This window comes from Bradyrhizobium sp. HKCCYLR20261, from assembly GCF_051168435.1.
Lineage (GTDB): Bacteria > Pseudomonadota > Alphaproteobacteria > Rhizobiales > Xanthobacteraceae > Bradyrhizobium.
In genome coordinates this window covers 580941-599574 of record NZ_JBNPUZ010000004.1, presented here as the reverse complement: position 1 = coordinate 599574, position 18634 = coordinate 580941, and the positions used below count along the sequence as shown (strand labels likewise).

Genomic DNA, 18634 nt, shown 5'->3' with positions numbered 1-18634 from the left:
CCCGCGCGTGAAAGTCTGAATCTCTACAAATACTTGATTCTCAGCCGGTTATTTCGTCGATTTTTGACTCAGTAGTATTAGGGAATGGTCTTGCTGGTTCCTTAGGTGGCCACCGATCATCATCCCCACCTAGAATCAATCCTAGTTAGGATACTCCGAGGCGATCGCCTTAAGGTGCATCGACTGCGTCGCTTGGTCTGTTACTGGAGTGGCGACCATGCCGATTGCTCATCACGACATCTCCAATTTAAAGTCCGTGCCAACAATGTCGGCGAGCTTACCTGGGTCGGGTGTTCGGGACGCTTGAAGCTCTCAATGCGTTGCACTCAGAATGCCCCTCAGAGCCGCAGCGGAGCCCGCTGAGCGACTCAGTTCCTGGCCGCTCCGGATAAGCTGTGGATTGTCTCCCCGCCCCTCCTCGGCCATCGCTAGCCTTTCCAATGTTCTGGGAAAAATCTCTGAAGGGGCACCTCGACGAGGTTGACAGGCTGACTTCCCCCATACCGGGCCTCGCGCCCGAGGGTGTGCCAGCCTGGCGGGCATAATTCCCGAGTACCCTGCCCGAAGCTGGTTCGCGACAGCTTCCCGTACCCCCTTCGCCATAGATGCTGACGCTTGACCAAGCGGCGCTCGGCGATGCGACGCGGTCGAGTGTGGCAGGGTACTCGGCCCATGAAGGCATCCGGGACGGCGGGCTATCTGTCGCTTTCGGTCTGTCGGCACAGAGAGAGAGAGAACCTGTCATTGACGTGTCCGATAGGGTTTAGCCATGCGGACGGCGCCGTAGCTCCAAAAAAAGATGTACGTTGAGATTGACTTCCATCAACGGACACCGTATCCAACGGACACAATCCTATCGTACAGAGCTCACCATGACCACCGTCCTCTACTCCCGCGTCTCTACTAAGGATCAAACCCTCGAACATCAGCGCATCCAGGCCGAGGCCGCTGGCTTCAGGATCGACCTGGAAATCGCTGACCACGGCGTGTCCGGCGTAAGTACGCGCCTAGCTGAGCGCCCAGAGGGAAAGCGACTGTTCGACATCCTCCGCGCCGGTGACACGCTCGTGGTCCGCTGGGTGGACCGGCTGGGCAGGAACTACAATGATGTGAGCGACGCAATCCGGGAATTCATGCGACGTGGTGTCATCGTCCGCACGGTCATTAACAACATGACGTTCGATGGAGCCACCACTGACCCCATACAGATGGCAGTCAGGGACGCGCTCATCGCCTTCATGGCTGCAACGGCGCAAGCCCAGGCCGAAGCCACCAAGGAAGCCCGCCGCAACGGCATTGAATACGCGAAGCGCCCAGATGCGCCAGAGAAGAAATACCTTGGGCGCAAGCCGAGCTTTACCCGGCAGCAGTACGACACGGTTTGCAGCATGCTTGACATGTCTTCCGGCGTCAGCGCCATCGCCGAGGTCACCGGACTGACCCGGCAGACGATCTACCGAATCAAGCACGATCGGGAAGGCGCGGAAGCAGCACTGGCAAGCTGGGCAGCCTAGGCGTCCGAAGTTCAGACGGGTCAGCTCCAATCAGTGTTTTTCTCGGTGGATTGACCGGGAAAACCTCCGCAACGCCCCACCGTCACTGCACGCACTGGTCGATTTGTGATACTACTCGCGCATTGATGCACCGGAGGTGAGTCGCTTATGGGCAACTCGTACATTCCACCGTTGTTGTTGGCGTCGCTCGGACAATCTTCTCATACCCCGCATTTTGGACAGGGGTTACAGCAGGCGGCATTCGGGCAGAGCTTCCCGGCTACGTTCCTGGGCCAATCACTCCCGTATCGCTCTCGCATCGACTGGAACGCCAGATTTGCCCATTGGGAGCGAAGCGAGAGTGATAGCGAGACCAAGCGCATTGAGAGGGCGCGGGACATGGTTCATGCTGCATTGGAGTTGGACAGCTGGTTCGCTGACCAAGGCATCAAGATCGTCCCGCAAGGCAGCTTCACCAATCGGACGAACACGCGATTGGAAGCAGACATCGACCTTCGAGTTGAGCATCCAATGCTCAAGGTGGAATACGACGCCACCGTTGACGCGGCACAAGCTTGGACTGCTGGGGGCTACTATTCCACTGGCGTGACTTTCGATGATGTCATGAAAGCTATGCGATCCCGCCTTGGGACCACGCTGCTACGGACATTCGGGAAGTCCGTCGATGTGAGCGGGAAGAAGGCAATACGCGTCAAGGGATTGGAAGGGAGCCGAGGCGAGGTTGATGTCGTCCCCGCGTTTGTTCTGCACAAGATCAGGGGCACGTTGTTGTCCGGCTACTCGACCGTCGTCGGCACAGCAATCCTGTCGAAAGATGGCAATTGGACGCACAACTTTCCAGAACAGCACATCGCCAATGGACGCGCCAAGCGGCTGAGAACCGGTCTCCAATTCAAGCGCGTGGTTCGTATCGTTAAGCGACTCCGGACAGACATGGCGGAGCGCGGTCTCTATACGACTAAGGTACCCTCGTTCCTTATTGAATGTTTGGTGTACCTCGTGGAGGACGAGTATTTCACGGTACAGGGCGACGATCGTTACGGTCGCACCCAGCGCATTCTACGGCGGCTGGACGCTATTCTTAAAAATTCTCTCTCCCCGATCTGGCTACGTGAAATAAATGGCGTAAAGCTTCTGTTCGGCAGCGAGCAGGCATGGACGTATTCCACCGCCACGTCCTTCGTCGCCGCAGCGCTTGTGCATCTTGGCGGCGCCTAAATGTGGGCGTTGCTGGCACGCAAGACCCAGGTGCTCATAGTGGTGAGTCTTGGAATCGTTGCTGCCTGGGCATTAGAGGGCGTGTATTCGCTGGTTGCCGGTCCGTCGAGCCTGCTACATTGGCTGTCGCTGGCTGCATTCATAGTCGGAACGGTGCTCACCACAGCCGCAAATGTGGCGTGGAGGTTCATTTGGAAGCGCTTCCCGATCATTGAGAAGAACACCTTCCCGGACCTGAACGGCTCTTGGACGGGCAACTTCCATTCAACATGGATCGATCCGGAGACCAAGCAAGGTATTGCTCCACGCCCCGTGACCATCACCATTCGGCAAAGCCTCTTCGCGACAAGCGTCAAGCTTGAAACCGGAGAAAGCACATCCCACTCGTCCCGGTGCCTGCTCGAATCGGTCCCGGAGCAGCGGCTCTTCCGTATTTGGTACTCGTACAACAATACTCCCCGCGCACAGGTCCAGCACCGGAGCGCACCGCATGAAGGTGTTGCCCTACTGCAGATGGACTACGACGCGAATCCAAATCGACTCACCGGGACTTACTACACGGCGCGGAAGACGACTGGCGACATTGATCTGATAAGAAACGAGGCAGAGCTATGCAATTGAACCTAGCCACATAAAAAAGGCCCCGAAAGCAACAAGCTAACGGGGCCTTAACTAAAAATCCAATGTCAGCGTGTCAGGCGGCAGCGCGATCGGCTTCGTCTTGCCACGTTCCGTCATCCTCCACACATTCACATTGAGGGCATTCTCTACGAGAGAAGCAAAACTCCAACTCTTCTCCGATCGGGTAGATGTGCTGGATTTTCATCTCGACGAAGACCCTGCGGAAAGCCGCAACAGCCTTTTTCGCTTCCTTAGGGTCAACAGCGGTTTTCTCTTCAAGGTCCTTAGCCAGCTTGTCTTGAACATGCTTGTTCCTACAGGACGCCTCCAGAAAGACGAACATCCGGTAGTGTTTCTCAGAAGAGGCGGACAGAGTTTTCGTCCCGCCCTCGCAACGACTGTAGTGTTCCGGCGTCAATTCAAGAACCGACGCAACCTCATGCGAACGCATCTGGAGCGTCGATCGAATGAACTTCAAGTCCTCACCGGACAGCTTGCGCGGATGAAGCACCCGCGAACGCAGAATCTCGGCGAAAAGCCCAGCCAAGTCCACGATGCTTGTCATGGTCTTGCCTGTCGCCTCGTCAACTTTGGTTGTCACGCCCCCCGATAAAAACACCCGAAACGGAGCCCCCAGTACTCCACTGTAGTCCTGAGCAACAGGACCCGACAGGAAGTCATGCTGCATTTGGTTCACGATCGTTCTCCTTCACACTCGCTGCTCTACGAATCTCCAGCCTCGCCTCGTTCGACGAAAACCAGATCAAAACCTGCACCCTGTCATCATCGGAAGAGTGATCAAACATGCACTGCGTGCCCACGCCGTCGCACTTTTCCGCCCACAGTAAGTCGCCGCACATCGCTGCCTCGACGGCGCGAACGAGGGTGACGCCATTTAGATCGTCAATGCAGAAACGCGTGACATTGTCGGTGCCACCAACGCCAAGAAACTCCCGAACCCATACGGCTTCGGGCTGTTCAGCCGCCTGCGGCCGAACCTTCGCAACTTGGCTGGGGTCCTCACGCTGATCCACCATTGACGAGTTTCCTCCATTGGATACGCGACAAGAGATTAGCGGGCGATTGATCTTAGATCAACTATTTTCTTGATCTTAGATCAAGCAACAGATTGGAACGTGGAGCGGATGGCCCGGGTGCACGCCCGGACTTCGCCGAGACCAATTGACGTGAGGCCGCAAAAATGGCGGGGTGAGTCGTTGCGGGGCGCCCAGCTTCGGCTGGGGGACACATTGAGGTACACAATGGGGGACGCTTCAACCGTGACACCGGTTAAGTCGTTGTAATCTAAACGATTTTACTTCCATCGGAGGAGTGGCGGAGAGAGTGGGATTCGAACCCACGGTACGGTTTCCCGCACACACGCTTTCCAAGCGTGCGCCTTAAGCCACTCGGCCATCTCTCCGGCGGCCCTCTCTTGGCGGGGTCGGCGGCGTTTTGCAAGCCGGGCGGAGGCTCTCGGGCTAAATTTCCCCCAAATCGCTGATAAAAAACGCCAATTGGGCGGCGCTGGAAGCCCGTTCGGAGGCCGCTCTCGGCCCCCGGGTGGCGGGTGAACCGGCGCTCGCCATGCCACGACCACTGATTTGCGGCCGGCTCCGGCCGCGCCCCAAGATGGACCGCTGCCATGACGCACTCCGCCCTCGCCCGCCTCCTGCTGACCGCCATGCTGAGCCTCGCGGCGATCGGCGCGGCCCGGGCGGATCAATGCGCCCGGCAGGGCGTCGACGTGACCTGCGACGACGGCCGCAAGGGGATCTGGCAGGGCGACGCCATCCTGTGGCCGGACGGGACCAAATCGAGCCTGAAGCCGCATCCGTCCGTCATCGTCGGCAACAAGGCGTCGGTGGTCGTTGGCCCCGGCGTGTTCGTCGGCCAGGGCAACGGCATGGTGCCGATGGACAATCCGAGTTCGCCGAACAAGCTGCGTTGCGCCGTGCTCGACGGCGTCGCCTACTGCCATTGAGCCGACCGCGGCCGGCTAGCCGCGCCGCGATCCGTATCGCCTCAGTGATAGCGGGCGGTCGACGATATCGAGCGGCTGCCGAGGAAGCCCGCCGGCGCGGCAGGCAGAGGTTCGATCTCGGCGGCGTCCTGCGCGTCGCCGTCCTGCAGCGCCTCGAGGAAATCCGCAAACCATTGCTGAATCGAATGCCGCCGCAGCTTGGTCATCATGATCTCGTAGCGCATGCGACGCTCGTTGAGCGGCATCGACAGCGCCATCGCGATCGTCCGCGCCATGCCGTCGATGTCGTGCGGATTGACCAGCAAGGCCGCATCGAGCTCGTTGGCGGCGCCCGCGAATTTCGACAGCACCAGCACGCCGGGATCGGCCGGACTCTGCGCCGCCACATACTCCTTGGCGACGAGGTTCATGCCGTCATGCAGCGGCGTCACGACGCCGACCTGGGCACTGCGATAGAGTCCGGCCAGCACGCCCTGGCCATAGCCCTTGTTGAGGTAGCGGATCGGCGTCCAATCGACCTCGCCGTGGCGGCCATTGACCTCGCTGACGAGGCGGGCGACCTCGCTCTGCAAATTGCCATAGGCCTCGATCGATTCGCGCGACGGCGTCGCGATCTGCAGCAACGATGCCGCACGCAACAAGGTCGGATGCATCGCCCACATCCGGTCGAACGCGTTGATGCGATTGACGAGGCCCTTGGAATAGTCGAGCCGGTCGACGCCGATCGCGAGCTTCTCGCCATGCAGGCTGCGGCGCAGCCGCGACACGTCCGGATGCGAGGCTGCCTTCGCCGCCTGCTGCGCGAACTTGTCGGCATCGATGCCGATCGGAAACACGGCGAGGCGCGTACGGCCATGCAGTGACCTGACGATGCCGTCGCGCACCTGCAAGCCGAGATCCGCGCGCAGGCACGCGATGAAATTGTCACGATCGTCCTCGGTCTGGAAGCCGATGAGATCGTAGGCGAGCATTGCGGTGACGAGATCGCGGTGATTCGGCACGCTGTCGATGACGCTGCGCGCGGGCCACGGCGTGTGCAGGAAGAAGCCGATCGGGCTCTTGACACCGAGCGTACGCAGTTCGGCGCCGAGCGACAGGAAGTGATAGTCCTGAATCCAGAACAGCGTATCCGGCTTCTGGAACCGCAGCAGCGCTCGCGCCACGAAGGCGTTGACCTCGCGATAGGAGCGATAGTCGTCATGCGAGACGCGGATCAGATCGCTGCGCGAATGCAGCGCGGGCCACAGCGCCGAATTGGCGAACCCTTCGTAATAGCCCGCATAATGCGCGGCCGGCAGGTCCAGCAGCGCCAGTGCGCCGCTGCCCAGTTGTTCGATCTGCGCAATCGGTTCCATCTGCGCGCCGTCGCGCACACGGCCGGAGGAACCCACCCAAACTGCCCCGGAATTCTCCACAACGGGCAGCAGAGCTGCCGCAAGTCCGCCGGTCATTGGCTCATTGGCTTTGCCACGGGCCACCCGATTCGAAACCACGACGAGGTTCACAGCTCCCCTCCTGTTGGTTATGTCGGTTAACAACCGTTCATCAATATGGTTCCGGGCCACCCTTTCAACCAATTGAAACCAAATTCAGGCGACCGCGCGGTCTAATCAAAGCGCGGATCAAGTCAGAGCATTTCTAATCAAAGACAATGCATAGCGGTCGCAAACGCCATGCACGGGGAACTAACAAGTGGAACTTCGAGGGATCGCCGCGCTCAGCGCGACATCTTATTAGTTCCGCTTTCGGCAAGGCAGGCCAGGAACGTGCGCACGTCATCCGGAGCGTCGAAATGTCCATCGACGCCGAGCGCGCGACGGCCGACCGAGAACGACAGGCCGGCAAAATCGGGCATGATCGCGAACACCGTCTCATCGGTGACGTCGTCGCCGATGAAGAACGGCTTGCGTCCTTCGAACGGCGCTCGCCGCATCAGTTCGCGCACGCCGCTCGCCTTGGTGAATCCGGCATGCTTGATCTCGCAGACACTCTTGCCGGGCAGCACCTCGATCGGCGCCCCCGGCAGCTCGGCGCGGATGCGCGACACCTCCTCATAGATTGCCTGCTCGGCCTGCGGCGCCAGGCGATAATGCAGCGCCAGCGAATAGCCTTTGTCTTCGAGCAGAATGCCGGGACTGAGCTTGGCGATCGCCGCGAGCCGGCGCTTGAGCTCCTTGTCGAGCGGCGGCGCCTTGATGGAATCCGCTTCGTTGCCACCAGCCAGCCGCATCTCGGCGCCATGCCCGCCGACCGCGGGATAGACCTCCGGCGCGAAGATGAGATCGATATCGTTGAGCGACCGGCCCGACACCAGCGCCAGCGCGCCGGAGGTTCGCTGCAGCAGAGTGTTCAGCGTCTCCATCAGCCCCGGCGGCACCCAGACCTCGCGCGGCGTGGGCGCGAGATCGAGCAACGTGCCGTCGATGTCGAGCAGGATCGCGACGTTTTGCAGATGCGGCACGAGGCTCAGGGGCGTCGGCACGACCTCGGCCGGCTCGGAGACTCCGGATACGATCAGATCGGAATTATCCGCCATCATCACCTACTCCATCACGGCCAGCGGACGCGCGACCTCCTCGAGCGACTTCCGCTCGGCTGCAATCGCATAGCGCCAGGCGACCAGCGCGGCCACCCCCATCAGCGCCGCGCCAAACAAATAGCCGCCGAACACCGCGCCGCGCGCGCCCGAGTCGAGCAGCGCGCCGAACAGCGCAGGTCCAGCGACCCCGCCGATACCGGTCCCGATCGCATAGAACAGCGCGATCGCGAGCGCGCGAACCTCGAGCGGAAAATTCTCCGACACCGTGAGATAGGCCGCGCTCGCGGCTGGCGACGCGAAGAAGAAGATCACCATCCAGGCCGCCGTCTGCGTCTGCGCGCTCAGGACGCCGATCGAGAACAGATAGCCGGTGAGCGCGAGCAGCGCGCCCGAGACGCCGTAGGTGAAGGTGATCATCGCGCGGCGGCCGAGCGTATCGAACAGACGGCCAAGCAGCAGCGGGCCGAGCACGTTGCCGGCCGCGAACGGCAGGATGTACCATCCGACATGGTCGGACTTGATGCCGTAGAAATCGGTCAGCACCAGTGCGAAGGTGAAGAAGATCGCATTGTAGAAGAACGCCTGCGCGATCATCAACGTCAGGCCGACCAGCGAGCGCTGGCGGTAGACCGAGAACAGCGTGCGCGCGACCTCGCCAAGCGGCGTGTGGTCACGCATGCGCAGGCGGATCTTTGGTAGCGTTTTCGCGCGCTCCTCGCGGTCATGGCCGGTGACCTCGCGTTCGATCGAGGCGACGATGTCATGCGCCTCCTCGGGATGGCCGTGAATCATCAGCCAGCGCGGGCTTTCCGGAATCCACATCCGCATCACCAGCACGATCAGGCCGAGGCAGGCACCGATGCCATAGGCGAGGCGCCAGCCGACGTCCGGCCCGGCGAAGGCGGGATCGAGCAGCACGATGGCGCCGACCGCGCCAAGGGCCGCGCCGAGCCAGAAGCTGCCGTTGATCATCAGATCGGTCCAGCCGCGATAGCGGGCCGGCACCAGCTCCTGGATCGTCGAATTGATCGCCGTATATTCGCCGCCGATGCCGGCGCCGGTGAGAAAACGAAACAGCGCGTAGGTCGCGACATTCCAGGACAGCGCCGTCGCGGCGGTGGCGGAGAGATAGAGCGCCAGCGTGATGAAGAACAGTTTTCTGCGGCCGATGCGATCGGTGAGCCAGCCGAAGCCGAGCGCGCCGAGCACGGCGCCGGCGAGATAGGCGCTGTTGGCGAGACCGATGTCGAGATTGGAGAAGTGGAGGCTCGGGCTCTGCTTGAGCGCGCCGGAGAGCGCACCGGCGAGCGTGACTTCGAGACCGTCGAGCACCCACGTGATTCCGAGCGCGAGCACGACGCGGGTGTGGAATGGACTCCAACGGAGGTCATCGAGGCGGGCTGGGATGTTGGTCTCGATGACGCGATCGTCCGCCGGCGGCAGCCGCGCCGCCTCGCTTGACGGCTCTGACGTGATCACACGGAGATGCGGAAACGATGCCTGCCGGGGTGCCATGGAATCCCACTGCGACGGCGCGGGTCGCACCGCATGCTAGACCGGAGAGGGTGGAGCAAATGCGGCAGCGATGTCCTGCCGCTGCGACCCAACGTCTCGGTGAGCTGGGGGTTCCGACGGCGGGGAAAGGAACTCGGCTGCGAACTGCTGGCTGCGGGACGAGACGGCCTCGCGCATGCGGTTCAGCCCGGTACCGCTCCACCCACCGCTGTCGTCCCGGGCAAGCCCGATGACGCAAAGCGTCAGCGGGCGCCGACCCGGGACCCATACCGCCTAGTGCTCGAATAGGGCATGCGATTGATACCACCCGCCCCAAGTCTGACACGGCGTATGGATCCCGGCGTTCGCCGGGATGACAGCGGGGGATTTGGCGGCGCGTTCTGCAGCCACGAGCTCCGGGAAGACACCCGAGCGCAGCGCGCCTCACGCGGCGCGGATGTTCGCCATGAAGCGGTTGAGCTCTTCGCGCAGCCTTGCGCTCTCTGACGACAGCGACTGGGCGGAGCGCAGCACTTCCTCCGAGGCTTCGCCGGTCTGGGTGGCGCCGCGATTGACCTGGGTAATATCGGTCGCCGCGGCCTGCGTGCCGGCGGCGACGCCCTGCACGTTCTTCGCGATCTCCTGCGTCGCCCCGTCCTGCTGCTCGACAGCAGTGGCGATCGACGAGGCGATGGTCGATATCTGCCGGATGGTGCCGCCGATCTGCTTGATCGCCGCAACCGACTCCTGGGTCGCCGCCTGCATGCCGGAGATGTGGTTGGAGATGTCGTCGGTCGCCTTGGCGGTCTGCTCGGCTAGCGACTTGACCTCGGAGGCAACCACCGCGAAGCCGCGGCCAGCATCGCCGGCGCGGGCGGCCTCGATGGTGGCGTTGAGGGCCAAGAGGTTGGTCTGCTCGGCAATCGCGGTAATCAGCTTGACGACGTCACCAATCTCTTGGGCGGCGCGCGACAGCTTGCCGATGCGGCCGTCGGTCTCCTCGGCCTGCGCTACCGCGGATTCCGCGATACGGTTGGACTCGCGAACCTGGCGGCCGATCTCGTTGACCGACGCCGACAGCTCGTCGGTGGCGCTTGCCACCGATTGGATCCGCCCGGAGGCCTGATCGGAGGTGCCGCTGACCCGGCTGGCCAGCGTCTGGGTGGTCTCGGCCGTCCGCGTCAGGGTCGAGGCAGCGTGCTCGAGCTGCTGCGCCGAGGTCGAGACGTTGGACACGATCGAGCCCACGGCGGCCTCGAATTCGTCGGCGAAGCGAATCAGCTCGGCGCGGCGCGCGGCGCCGGCGGCCTTGTTCTGGGCGTCCTGCGTCGCCGCGTCGCGTTCGGCCTTGGCGACGGCCTGGACCTTGAACTCCTCCACCGCGGCCGCCATCTCGCCGATCTCGTCGGCGCGGCCGAGGCCGGGCAGCTTGACGTCGAAATTGCCCGAGGCGAGCTCGCGCATCGCCTTGCACATCGAGATCATCGGCTTGGAAATGCCGTTGCCGAGCATCAGCGCCAGCGCGGCGCCGAGCGTGAGGCCGCCGATCGCGAGCATCGCAATCAGCCGCTCGATGTCGCTGATCGTGGCATTGGCGGCGGCCTCGATGCGCTGCTGGTCGGCGGCAACATCGGACTTGAGGCCGTTCGATAGCGACAGGATCTCGGTGCCGTTGGCCGCCATCTCCTGCTCGAGCTTGGCCAGTTGCTTGGTGTTCTCCGACAGCTTGATGAAGGCGGCGCGGTATTGCTTGATCAGGTCGCCGAGCTCGGTGACCCGCTGGGTGATCTTCTCGTCATTGGCATAGATCGTGACCAGCGACGTCTCCAGGAAGCGCGTTCGCGCAATGGCGCCATCCGCCGTCTTGGGGTCCGGCTTTGCGATGAAGGTGCCGACCAGTGCGGACGCCGTCAGATATTGGCCCGTCAGGTCCTTGGCCGTGGTCTGTACGGTGGGCAGGCCGGCGAGCGCGGCGGTGTCGGCGAGGTCGTCGAACTTGAAGCGGATCTTGTTGCCGATGATCCCGATCTGGTCGGTCGCGAGCTTCGCGTTCTCCCGGGTCAGGGCGACAATGTCGGAGAAGATCTTGGCAAAGGCCTGGAACTGCACCTGGAGCTTGCTGACCTGCGTCCGCCGCGCCGGCCCGGTGGCCGCCATCGACTTCTCGATGGCGGCTTGGAGCGCCTGTTGGGCGGCAGCGGCGGCGGCCTCGTCCTCAGCCTTTCCGGTCAAGGCGAAATGGCGGGCAAGCGCCTGATAGGACACCAGCTCGCGGTCGATATTGCGGGCGGCATCGGCTTCGGCAACGCTGCCGCGATACGTCGCGACCGCGCCGGCGACCTGCTCGAAACCGAGATAGGAGAAGCCGATGCTGACGGCGGAGATCGCCAGCACCACGGCGAAGCCGAGCACGATCTTGCCACGAAAGCGAAGGGTCAGAAAATTGGCACGCCGCGACTGCGGCGCAAATTGCGCAGACATTCCCACCCCCGACAGCTCATTCTTTATCTTGGCCCAGAACAGCCCGCCCGGCGGCACGCACCGAAGCGTGATCAAAACTACGTCACAATGGCTAAGGCACGGTAAATGATCGGCATTGGCATACAGCCTGCAGTCGCGGCGCCGGCCGGCGAGCGGACGCGCCCGTGGCTGCCGGCCGACCGTCGCCGCCTTCCCTGGCAGGACAGATGCGACCGAATCGCCGTTGTCACGCGCACGACGTCGCAATGACATCTCAGACGAAAATTCGAGTTGCAAAGTTCTGAGGGCGCTGTTTCTAATCAGAATAAGAATAATTCATCGGGAGGTTACTCGTGTCGACAGTCAAATTGACGGTGAACGGCAAGGCGGTCTCGGCTGAGGTCGAGGATCGCACGCTGCTCGTGCATCTGTTGCGGGATCATCTGAATCTCACCGGCACCCATGTCGGCTGCGACACCAGCCAGTGCGGCGCCTGCGTCGTCCATATCGACGGCCGGGCCGTGAAGTCCTGCACCGTGCTGGCCGGCCAGGCCGCCGGCGCCAACGTCACCACCATCGAAGGCATCGCCAAGGGCGACGAACTGCACCCGATGCAGGCCGCCTTCCGCGACAATCACGGCCTGCAATGCGGCTATTGCACGCCGGGCATGATCATGTCCGCGATCGATATTGTGCACCGCCACGGAGGCCATCTCGACGAGGCCACGGTGCGCGAGGAGCTGGAAGGCAACATCTGCCGCTGCACCGGCTATCACAACATCGTCAAGGCCGTGCTCGACGCCGCGGGCCGCATGAAGGTCGCCCAGGCCGCCGAATAACAAAGGCAGCCGTCGGCTTTCGACGTCTTTCAATCAATACCGAGACCACGACCGCTGCGCGCGCTGGCCGCGGCGGGACAACAAACTCCGGTAGGGGAGAGATTCGCATGGGTATGGAAGGCATTGGCGCAAGCGTCGTCCGCAAGGAGGACAAGCGTTTCATCACCGGCAAGGGCCGGTATGTCGACGACATCAAGCTTCTGGGCATGACCTATGCCCATTTCATCCGCAGCCCGCATGCCCACGCCAAGGTCAAGAGCATCGACGCCTCGGCCGCCGAGGCGATGCCGGGCGTGGTCGCGGTGCTGACCGGCAAGCAGATCGTCGACGACAAGGTCGGCAACCTGATCTGCGGCTGGGCCATCACCTCCAAGGACGGCTCGCCGATGAAGATGGGCGCATGGCCGGCGATGGCGCCCGAGACCGTGCGTTTCGTCGGCCAGGCCGTCGCCGTCGTGATCGCCGACAGCAAGAACCTCGCGCGTGACGCCGCCGAGGCCGTCGTGGTCGAGTATGAGGAGCTGCCGGCCGTCGCCGACATGCCCTCGGCGCTGAAGCCCGGCGCGCCGCAGCTTCACCCCGAAGCCCCCGGCAACGTCGTCTATGACTGGCATATCGGCGACGAGGCCGCCGTCGGCGCCGCCTTCTCCAAGGCCGCCCACGTGGTCAGCCTGGAACTGACCAACAATCGGCTGGCACCGAACGCAATGGAGCCGCGCGCGGCGATCGCCGATTATGACGCCGCGGAGGAGCACTTCACGCTCTACACGACGTCGCAGAATCCGCACGTCGCCCGCCTCGTGCTGTCGGCGTTCTACAACATCGCCCCGGAGCACAAGCTGCGCGTGATCGCGCCCGACGTCGGCGGCGGCTTCGGCTCCAAGATCTTCATCTATCCCGAAGAGATGGTGGCGCTGTGGGCCTCGAAGAAGGTCGGCCGTCCGGTGAAGTGGACCGGCGATCGCACCGAGGCGTTCCTGACCGACGCGCACGGCCGCGACCACATCTCCAAGGCCGAGATGGCGTTCGACGCCGACCACAAGATGCTCGGGCTGCGGGTCAAGACCCACGCCAATTTCGGCGCCTACATGTCGCTGTTCTCGTCGTCGGTGCCGACCTATCTGTACGCGACCCTGCTGTCGGGCCAGTACAACATCCCGGCGATCTATGCCGAAGTGATGGGCGTCTATACCAACACCACGCCGGTCGATGCCTATCGCGGTGCCGGACGTCCCGAGGCGAGCTATCTGCTGGAGCGTCTGGTCGAGACTGCGGCGCGGCAGTTCAAGATGGATCCGGCCGAGCTGCGGCGGAAGAACTTCATCACCCAGTTCCCGCACCAGACACCGGTGATCATGGCCTACGACACCGGCGACTTCAACGCCTCGCTCGACGCGGCGATGAAGGCGATCGACTATGCCGGATTCCCGGCGCGCAAGGAGGCCGCCAAGGCGCAGGGCAAACTGCGCGGCATCGGCCTGTCCTGCTACATCGAGGCCTGCGGCATCGCGCCGTCGAAGGCGGTCGGCAGCCTGGGTGCCGGCGTCGGCCTGTGGGAATCGGCCGAGATCCGCGTCAATCCGGTCGGCACCATCGAGGTGCTCACGGGGTCGCACAGCCACGGCCAGGGCCATGAGACCACCTTCTGCCAGCTGATCGCCGACCGCCTGGGCGTGCCGATCAGCCAGGTCTCGATCGTCCATGGCGACACCGACAAGGTGCAGTTCGGCATGGGCACCTACGGCTCGCGCTCTGCGGCTGTCGGACTCACCGCGATCCTGAAGGCGATGGAGAAGGTCGAGGCGAAGGCCAAGAAGATCGCGGCGCATGCGCTCGAGGCCTCCGAAGGCGACATCGTCATCGAGAACGGCGAGTTCAAGGTGACCGGCACCGACAAGTCGATCGCGCTGCCGATGGTCGCGCTCGCCGCCTACACCGCGCACAATCTGCCCGACGGGATGGAGCCCGGATTGAAGGAGAGCGCCTTCTACGATCCGACCAACTTCACCTTCCCGGCCGGAACCTACATCTGCGAGCTCGAGGTCGACCAGGCCACCGGCAAGACGTCGTTCGTCAACTTCGTCGCGGCCGATGATTTCGGCCGGCTGATCAACCCGATGATCGTCGAGGGCCAGGTCCACGGCGGTCTCGTCCAGGGCATCGGCCAGGCGCTGCTGGAGCATGCCGTCTATGACGGCAACGGCCAGCCCGTCACGGCGTCCTTCATGGACTACGCGATGCCGCGCGCCGACGACGTGCCGTCGTTCAAGCTGAGCCACACCACGACGCTCTGCCCGGGCAACCCGCTCGGCGTGAAGGGCTGCGGCGAGGCCGGCGCGATCGGCGCCTCTGCGGCCGTGATCAACGCGATCACGGATGCGATCGGCAACAACAAGCTGGAAATGCCGGCGACCCCGGACCGCGTCTGGCACGCGATCCACGGCAACGCCTGATCGAACGGGAGGAGCAACCATGTACGAGACGACCTATCATCGCGCCTCCTCGGTCGACGAGGCCGCCGCGCTGTTCTCCAAGGGCAGCGAGGCCAAGTTCCTCGCCGGTGGTCACACCCTGATCCCGGTCATGAAGCAGCGCCTTGCCTCGCCGTCCGATGTCATCGATATCGGCAAGATCAAGGACCTGATCGGCGTGCAGCTCTCGGGCGACACGCTCACGATCAAGGCGGCGACCACCTACTACGACATCATGACCAATGCCGATGTGAAGAAGGCGATCCCCGCGATCGCCCATCTCACCTCGGTGCTCGGCGATCCCGCCGTGCGCGCCCGCGGCACCATCGGCGGCTCGATCGCCAACAATGATCCGGCGGCGGATTTCCCGGCGGCGCTGGTGTCGCTCGGCGCCACCGTGAAGACCAACAAGCGATCGATCTCGGCGGATGATTTCTTCAAGGGCCTGTTCACGACGGCGCTGGAAGATGGCGAGATCATCACCGAGGTATCGTTCCCGGTGCCTGAGAAGGCCGGCTACGCCAAGATGCGTCACCCGGCGTCGCGCTTCGCGCTGACGGGCGTGTTCGTCACCAAGACCAAGGGCGGTGACGTCCGCGTCGCGGCGACAGGCGCCTCGCAGAGCGGCGTGATGCGGGTGTCGGCGATTGAGGCAGCGCTGAAGTCGAACTGGTCGGCGTCGGCGCTCGATGGCGTGACGGTGTCGGCCTCCGGCCTGCTCAGCGACATCCACGGCTCGGCCGATTACCGCGCCAATCTCGTGAAGGTGATGGCGCAGCGCGCGGTGCAAGCCGCGGGCTGAGTGTAAGACGCGGGTCATTCCGCGCAACGGCAGGACAAATTCCACGGCGCGCAGCAATGCGCGCCGTTTTGCTTTGCGGCATACGGCGCGCTTGCGTTGGTGAGAGGCGCGCGGGACAATCGAGGGATCAGGAAACGCCGAACGATCCGTCGTGGCGCTTGAATGAGGCAGGCAGCAGCCGCGCATTCCCACCCTCCCCTGAAGGGGGAGGGTCGGCTCACATGAGCGTAGCGATGTGGGCCGGGGTGGGGTGATTGATTGAAGCACCGGCCGTGGGGCATCACCCCACCCCGATCGCTTCGCGATCGACCCTCCCCCTCCAGGGGAGGGTGTCGTACGCCGCTGACTTCTGTGCCTCATCAGTCAAGCCACGCGAGACGAAGCCAAGGACACAACGACGTGCTCGACAAGACCGCCGCTCACAACCAGACCCGCGCCACCGGCCCGCTCGCAGGCTTTCGCATCGTCGAATTCGCCGGCATCGGACCTGGACCGTTCGCCTGCATGCTGCTCGCGGACATGGGTGCGGAGGTGGTGACGCTGGATCGCGTCGGCGCGCGCAAGAATTTGAAGTCGGTTGCCGGCCGCGGCCGCAAGGTCATCGAGCTCGACCTCAAGGACAAGGCCGTCATCGCCGAAGTGCTCGAACTGCTCGCCAGTGCCGATGCGCTCATCGAAGGTTTCCGCCCCGGCGTGATGGAACGGCTCGGGCTCGGCCCCGATGTTGTGCTCGCGCGCAATCCAAAGCTGGTCTATGGCCGCATGACCGGCTGGGGCCAGGAAGGCCCACTGGCACAGGCCGCCGGCCACGACATCAACTACATCTCGATCACCGGGGCTCTCGCCGCGATCGGGCCGAAGGAGCGGCCGGTGCCGCCGCTCAATCTCGTCGGCGATTTCGGCGGCGGCGCGCTGTATCTCGTCGTCGGCGTGCTCGCGGCACTGCTGGAAGCGTCGAAGTCAGGCAAGGGCCAGGTCGTGGACACCGCGATGTGCGACGGCGCGGCCTCGCTGCTCGCGATGTTCTTCGACCTCACCGCGATGGGCCGCTGGACCGAGGGGCGCGAGCGCAACTTCTTGGACGGCGGCGCGCATTTCTACGGCGTCTACGAATGCGCCTGCGGCAACTTCATCTCGATCGGCTCGATCGAGCCGCAGTTCTACGCGCTGCTGCGGAAACACGCCGACCTCTCCGATCCCGCCTTCGAGGCCCAGATGGACCCGCGCGCCTGGCCGGCCCTGAAGGACAAGCTGGTCGGCGTGTTCAAGAGCAAGACGCGCGAGGAGTGGTGCGCGATCATGGAGGGCACCGACATCTGCTTCGCGCCGGTGCTGACGATGGCGGAAGCCCCGAAGCACGCCCACATGGCCGCGCGCGGCGTGTTCGTCGAGCGCCACGGCGTGACCCAGCCGGCGCCCGCGCCGCGCTTCTCGCGGACGCCGTCAACCATTCGCGAGCCGGAGGCCGCCGAGATCGGCGCGCTCGTGAGCGCGTGGAAGGCGGGCCGGTAGGTTCTCGATCAGACCGGCCCCCTCGCCCTACTCCGCCGCCTCGACCTTCAGCACGCCGCGGCGGATCTGGTCCTCCTCGATCGACTCGAACAGCGCCTTGAAGTTGCCTTCGCCGAAGCCGTCGTCACCCTTGCGCTGGATGAACTCGAAGAAGATCGGGCCGATCGCGTTGGCCGAGAAGATCTGCAGCAGCACCTTGGTCTGGCCGCCATCGACGACGCCCTCGCCGTCGATCAGGATGCCGTTGCGCTTGAGGCGCGCGACGTCCTCGCCGTGCTTCGGCAGCCTGGAATCGATGCGTTCGAAATAGGTCTCGGGCGGCGACGGCATGAATGGCAGGCCCGAGGCGCGCAGGCCCTCGACGGTCGCGTAGATGTCGCGCGCGCCGCAGGCGATGTGCTGGATGCCCTCGCCGCGATACGTCTTCAGATATTCCTCGATCTGCCCGGCATCGCCGGCGTCCTCGTTGATCGGGATCCGGATCTTGCCGTCGGGGCTGGTCAGCGCGCGCGAGAACAGGCCGGAGGCGCGGCCCTCGATGTCGAAGAAGCGGATCTGGCGGAAGTTGAACAGTTTTTCGTAGAAGCCAGCCCACACGTTCATGCGGCCGCGATGCACGTTGTGGGTCAGGTGGTCGATGTAATAGAGGCCCGAGCCCGCGGGGCGCGGATCGCGCGCGCCGGTCCACTCGAATTCGAGATCATAGGCCGAGCCCTTCGCGCCGTAGCGATCGACCAGATATAGCAGGCTGCCGCCGATGCCCTTAAGCGCGGGCACGTCGAGGGTTTTCTGGGCCGCCGGCAGATCAGCGGGCGCTGCGCCGAGTGTGATGGCCCGCGCATAGGCCTTCTTCGCGTCAACGACGCGGAACGCCATCGACGGCGCGCACGGGCCGTGCGCGGCGACGAAGTCGTGGCCGTGGCTGCCGGGCTCCTCGTTGACGAGGTAGTTGATGTCGCCCTGGCGATACAGCGTGATCGCCTTGGTCTTGTGCCGCGCGACGGCTGCGAAGCCCATCAGCTTGAACAGGGCATGCAACTCGCCCGCGTCGGGATGCGCGTATTCGACGAACTCGAAGCCGTCAGTGCCCATCGGGTTGTCGGCGGAGATGGTGGCAGGCGGCGCATCGTGCGGAAACGGACCCATGGCGAGCTCCTTGGCTGATTGGGACCATGATCCC

The 18634-nt window shown here is 63.7% G+C and carries 15 protein-coding genes and 1 tRNA gene; 8 read left to right on the top strand and 8 right to left on the bottom strand.

Going from position 1 to position 18634, the window contains the following annotated elements:
- Positions 1-872: 872 nt before the first annotated feature.
- From ACQR1L_RS12705 to ACQR1L_RS12695, 3 genes are all read left to right on the top strand, one after another.
- Positions 873-1514 carry a recombinase family protein gene (locus tag ACQR1L_RS12705; RefSeq protein WP_434858285.1) on the top strand — a complete coding sequence of 214 codons (642 nt, stop codon included), beginning with the start codon at positions 873-875 and terminating at the stop codon, positions 1512-1514.
- 147 nt (positions 1515-1661) lie between these two features.
- Positions 1662-2732 (top strand): hypothetical protein, encoded by a 1071-nt coding sequence (locus ACQR1L_RS12700; protein WP_434858284.1) that lies wholly within the window; start codon positions 1662-1664, stop codon positions 2730-2732.
- A complete protein-coding gene (locus ACQR1L_RS12695; RefSeq protein ID WP_434858283.1) occupies positions 2733-3353 on the top strand; it encodes a hypothetical protein in 621 nt (206 codons plus the stop codon).
- A gap of 73 nt (positions 3354-3426) precedes the next feature.
- Here the strand turns inward: ACQR1L_RS12695 and ACQR1L_RS12690 are convergent, their stop codons facing one another.
- The 3 genes from ACQR1L_RS12690 to ACQR1L_RS12680 form a co-directional block, all read right to left on the bottom strand.
- Positions 3427-4050, bottom strand: coding sequence for a hypothetical protein (locus ACQR1L_RS12690; RefSeq protein ID WP_434858282.1), 624 nt, complete (start codon positions 4048-4050; stop codon positions 3427-3429).
- Complete coding sequence (locus tag ACQR1L_RS12685) at positions 4031-4390, bottom strand: hypothetical protein (RefSeq protein WP_434858281.1); 360 nt, start codon at positions 4388-4390, stop codon at positions 4031-4033. The genes ACQR1L_RS12690 and ACQR1L_RS12685 overlap by 20 nt, the downstream gene beginning before the upstream one ends.
- A gap of 296 nt (positions 4391-4686) precedes the next feature.
- Positions 4687-4776: transfer RNA gene (locus tag ACQR1L_RS12680), tRNA-Ser, on the bottom strand.
- Between the two features lie 261 nt (positions 4777-5037).
- Here ACQR1L_RS12680 and ACQR1L_RS12675 point away from each other — a divergent pair.
- Complete coding sequence (locus ACQR1L_RS12675; RefSeq protein ID WP_434858305.1) at positions 5038-5337, top strand: hypothetical protein; 300 nt, start codon at positions 5038-5040, stop codon at positions 5335-5337.
- Positions 5338-5378: 41 nt separating this feature from the next.
- On the opposite strand, the gene ACQR1L_RS12670 is transcribed toward ACQR1L_RS12675, so the two are convergent.
- The 4 genes from ACQR1L_RS12670 to ACQR1L_RS12655 form a co-directional block, all read right to left on the bottom strand.
- On the bottom strand, positions 5379-6842 hold the full coding sequence (locus ACQR1L_RS12670) for a trehalose-6-phosphate synthase (protein WP_434858280.1): 1464 nt from the start codon (positions 6840-6842) through the stop codon (positions 5379-5381).
- A 212-nt stretch (positions 6843-7054) separates the two neighbouring features.
- Positions 7055-7876, bottom strand: a complete 822-nt coding sequence (gene otsB / locus ACQR1L_RS12665) for a trehalose-phosphatase (protein WP_434858279.1) — start codon at positions 7874-7876, stop codon at positions 7055-7057.
- 3 nt (positions 7877-7879) lie between these two features.
- Positions 7880-9391: an MFS transporter gene (locus tag ACQR1L_RS12660; RefSeq protein ID WP_434858278.1), complete on the bottom strand. Its 1512-nt coding sequence runs from the start codon at positions 9389-9391 to the stop codon at positions 7880-7882.
- Positions 9392-9814: 423 nt separating this feature from the next.
- Positions 9815-11851: a methyl-accepting chemotaxis protein gene (locus ACQR1L_RS12655; protein ID WP_434858277.1), complete on the bottom strand. Its 2037-nt coding sequence runs from the start codon at positions 11849-11851 to the stop codon at positions 9815-9817.
- A 332-nt stretch (positions 11852-12183) separates the two neighbouring features.
- Here ACQR1L_RS12655 and ACQR1L_RS12650 point away from each other — a divergent pair, with 332 nt between their 5' ends.
- The 4 genes from ACQR1L_RS12650 (at position 12184) to ACQR1L_RS12635 (ending at position 17454) form a co-directional block, all read left to right on the top strand.
- Positions 12184-12669: a (2Fe-2S)-binding protein gene (locus tag ACQR1L_RS12650; protein ID WP_012030407.1), complete on the top strand. Its 486-nt coding sequence runs from the start codon at positions 12184-12186 to the stop codon at positions 12667-12669.
- A 107-nt stretch (positions 12670-12776) separates the two neighbouring features.
- Entirely contained in the window at positions 12777-15122 is a 2346-nt protein-coding gene (locus ACQR1L_RS12645) for a xanthine dehydrogenase family protein molybdopterin-binding subunit (protein ID WP_434858276.1), read from the top strand.
- A gap of 19 nt (positions 15123-15141) precedes the next feature.
- The gene (locus ACQR1L_RS12640) at positions 15142-15942 is read left to right on the top strand and encodes an FAD binding domain-containing protein (RefSeq protein ID WP_434858275.1); all 801 of its coding nucleotides are present in this window, start codon (positions 15142-15144) and stop codon (positions 15940-15942) included.
- Positions 15943-16341: 399 nt separating this feature from the next.
- Positions 16342-17454, top strand: a complete 1113-nt coding sequence (locus ACQR1L_RS12635; protein ID WP_434858274.1) for a CaiB/BaiF CoA transferase family protein — start codon at positions 16342-16344, stop codon at positions 17452-17454.
- Positions 17455-17481: 27 nt separating this feature from the next.
- Here ACQR1L_RS12635 and hppD read toward each other — a convergent pair whose 3' ends face one another.
- Positions 17482-18600, bottom strand: a complete 1119-nt coding sequence (hppD, locus tag ACQR1L_RS12630) for a 4-hydroxyphenylpyruvate dioxygenase (RefSeq protein WP_434858273.1) — start codon at positions 18598-18600, stop codon at positions 17482-17484.
- Positions 18601-18634: the final 34 nt, after the last annotated feature.

Coding starts and splice junctions, on each gene's coding strand:
- ACQR1L_RS12705 (WP_434858285.1), top strand. CDS start 873: ATGACCACCGTCCTCTACTCCCGCGTCTCTACTAAGGATCAAACCCTC.
- ACQR1L_RS12700 (WP_434858284.1), top strand. CDS start 1,662: ATGGGCAACTCGTACATTCCACCGTTGTTGTTGGCGTCGCTCGGACAA.
- ACQR1L_RS12695 (WP_434858283.1), top strand. CDS start 2,733: ATGTGGGCGTTGCTGGCACGCAAGACCCAGGTGCTCATAGTGGTGAGT.
- ACQR1L_RS12685 (WP_434858281.1), bottom strand. CDS start 4,390: ATGGTGGATCAGCGTGAGGACCCCAGCCAAGTTGCGAAGGTTCGGCCG.
- ACQR1L_RS12675 (WP_434858305.1), top strand. CDS start 5,038: ATGCTGAGCCTCGCGGCGATCGGCGCGGCCCGGGCGGATCAATGCGCC.
- otsB (WP_434858279.1), bottom strand. CDS start 7,876: ATGATGGCGGATAATTCCGATCTGATCGTATCCGGAGTCTCCGAGCCG.
- ACQR1L_RS12660 (WP_434858278.1), bottom strand. CDS start 9,391: ATGGCACCCCGGCAGGCATCGTTTCCGCATCTCCGTGTGATCACGTCA.
- ACQR1L_RS12655 (WP_434858277.1), bottom strand. CDS start 11,851: ATGTCTGCGCAATTTGCGCCGCAGTCGCGGCGTGCCAATTTTCTGACC.
- ACQR1L_RS12645 (WP_434858276.1), top strand. CDS start 12,777: ATGGGTATGGAAGGCATTGGCGCAAGCGTCGTCCGCAAGGAGGACAAG.
- ACQR1L_RS12640 (WP_434858275.1), top strand. CDS start 15,142: ATGTACGAGACGACCTATCATCGCGCCTCCTCGGTCGACGAGGCCGCC.
- hppD (WP_434858273.1), bottom strand. CDS start 18,600: ATGGGTCCGTTTCCGCACGATGCGCCGCCTGCCACCATCTCCGCCGAC.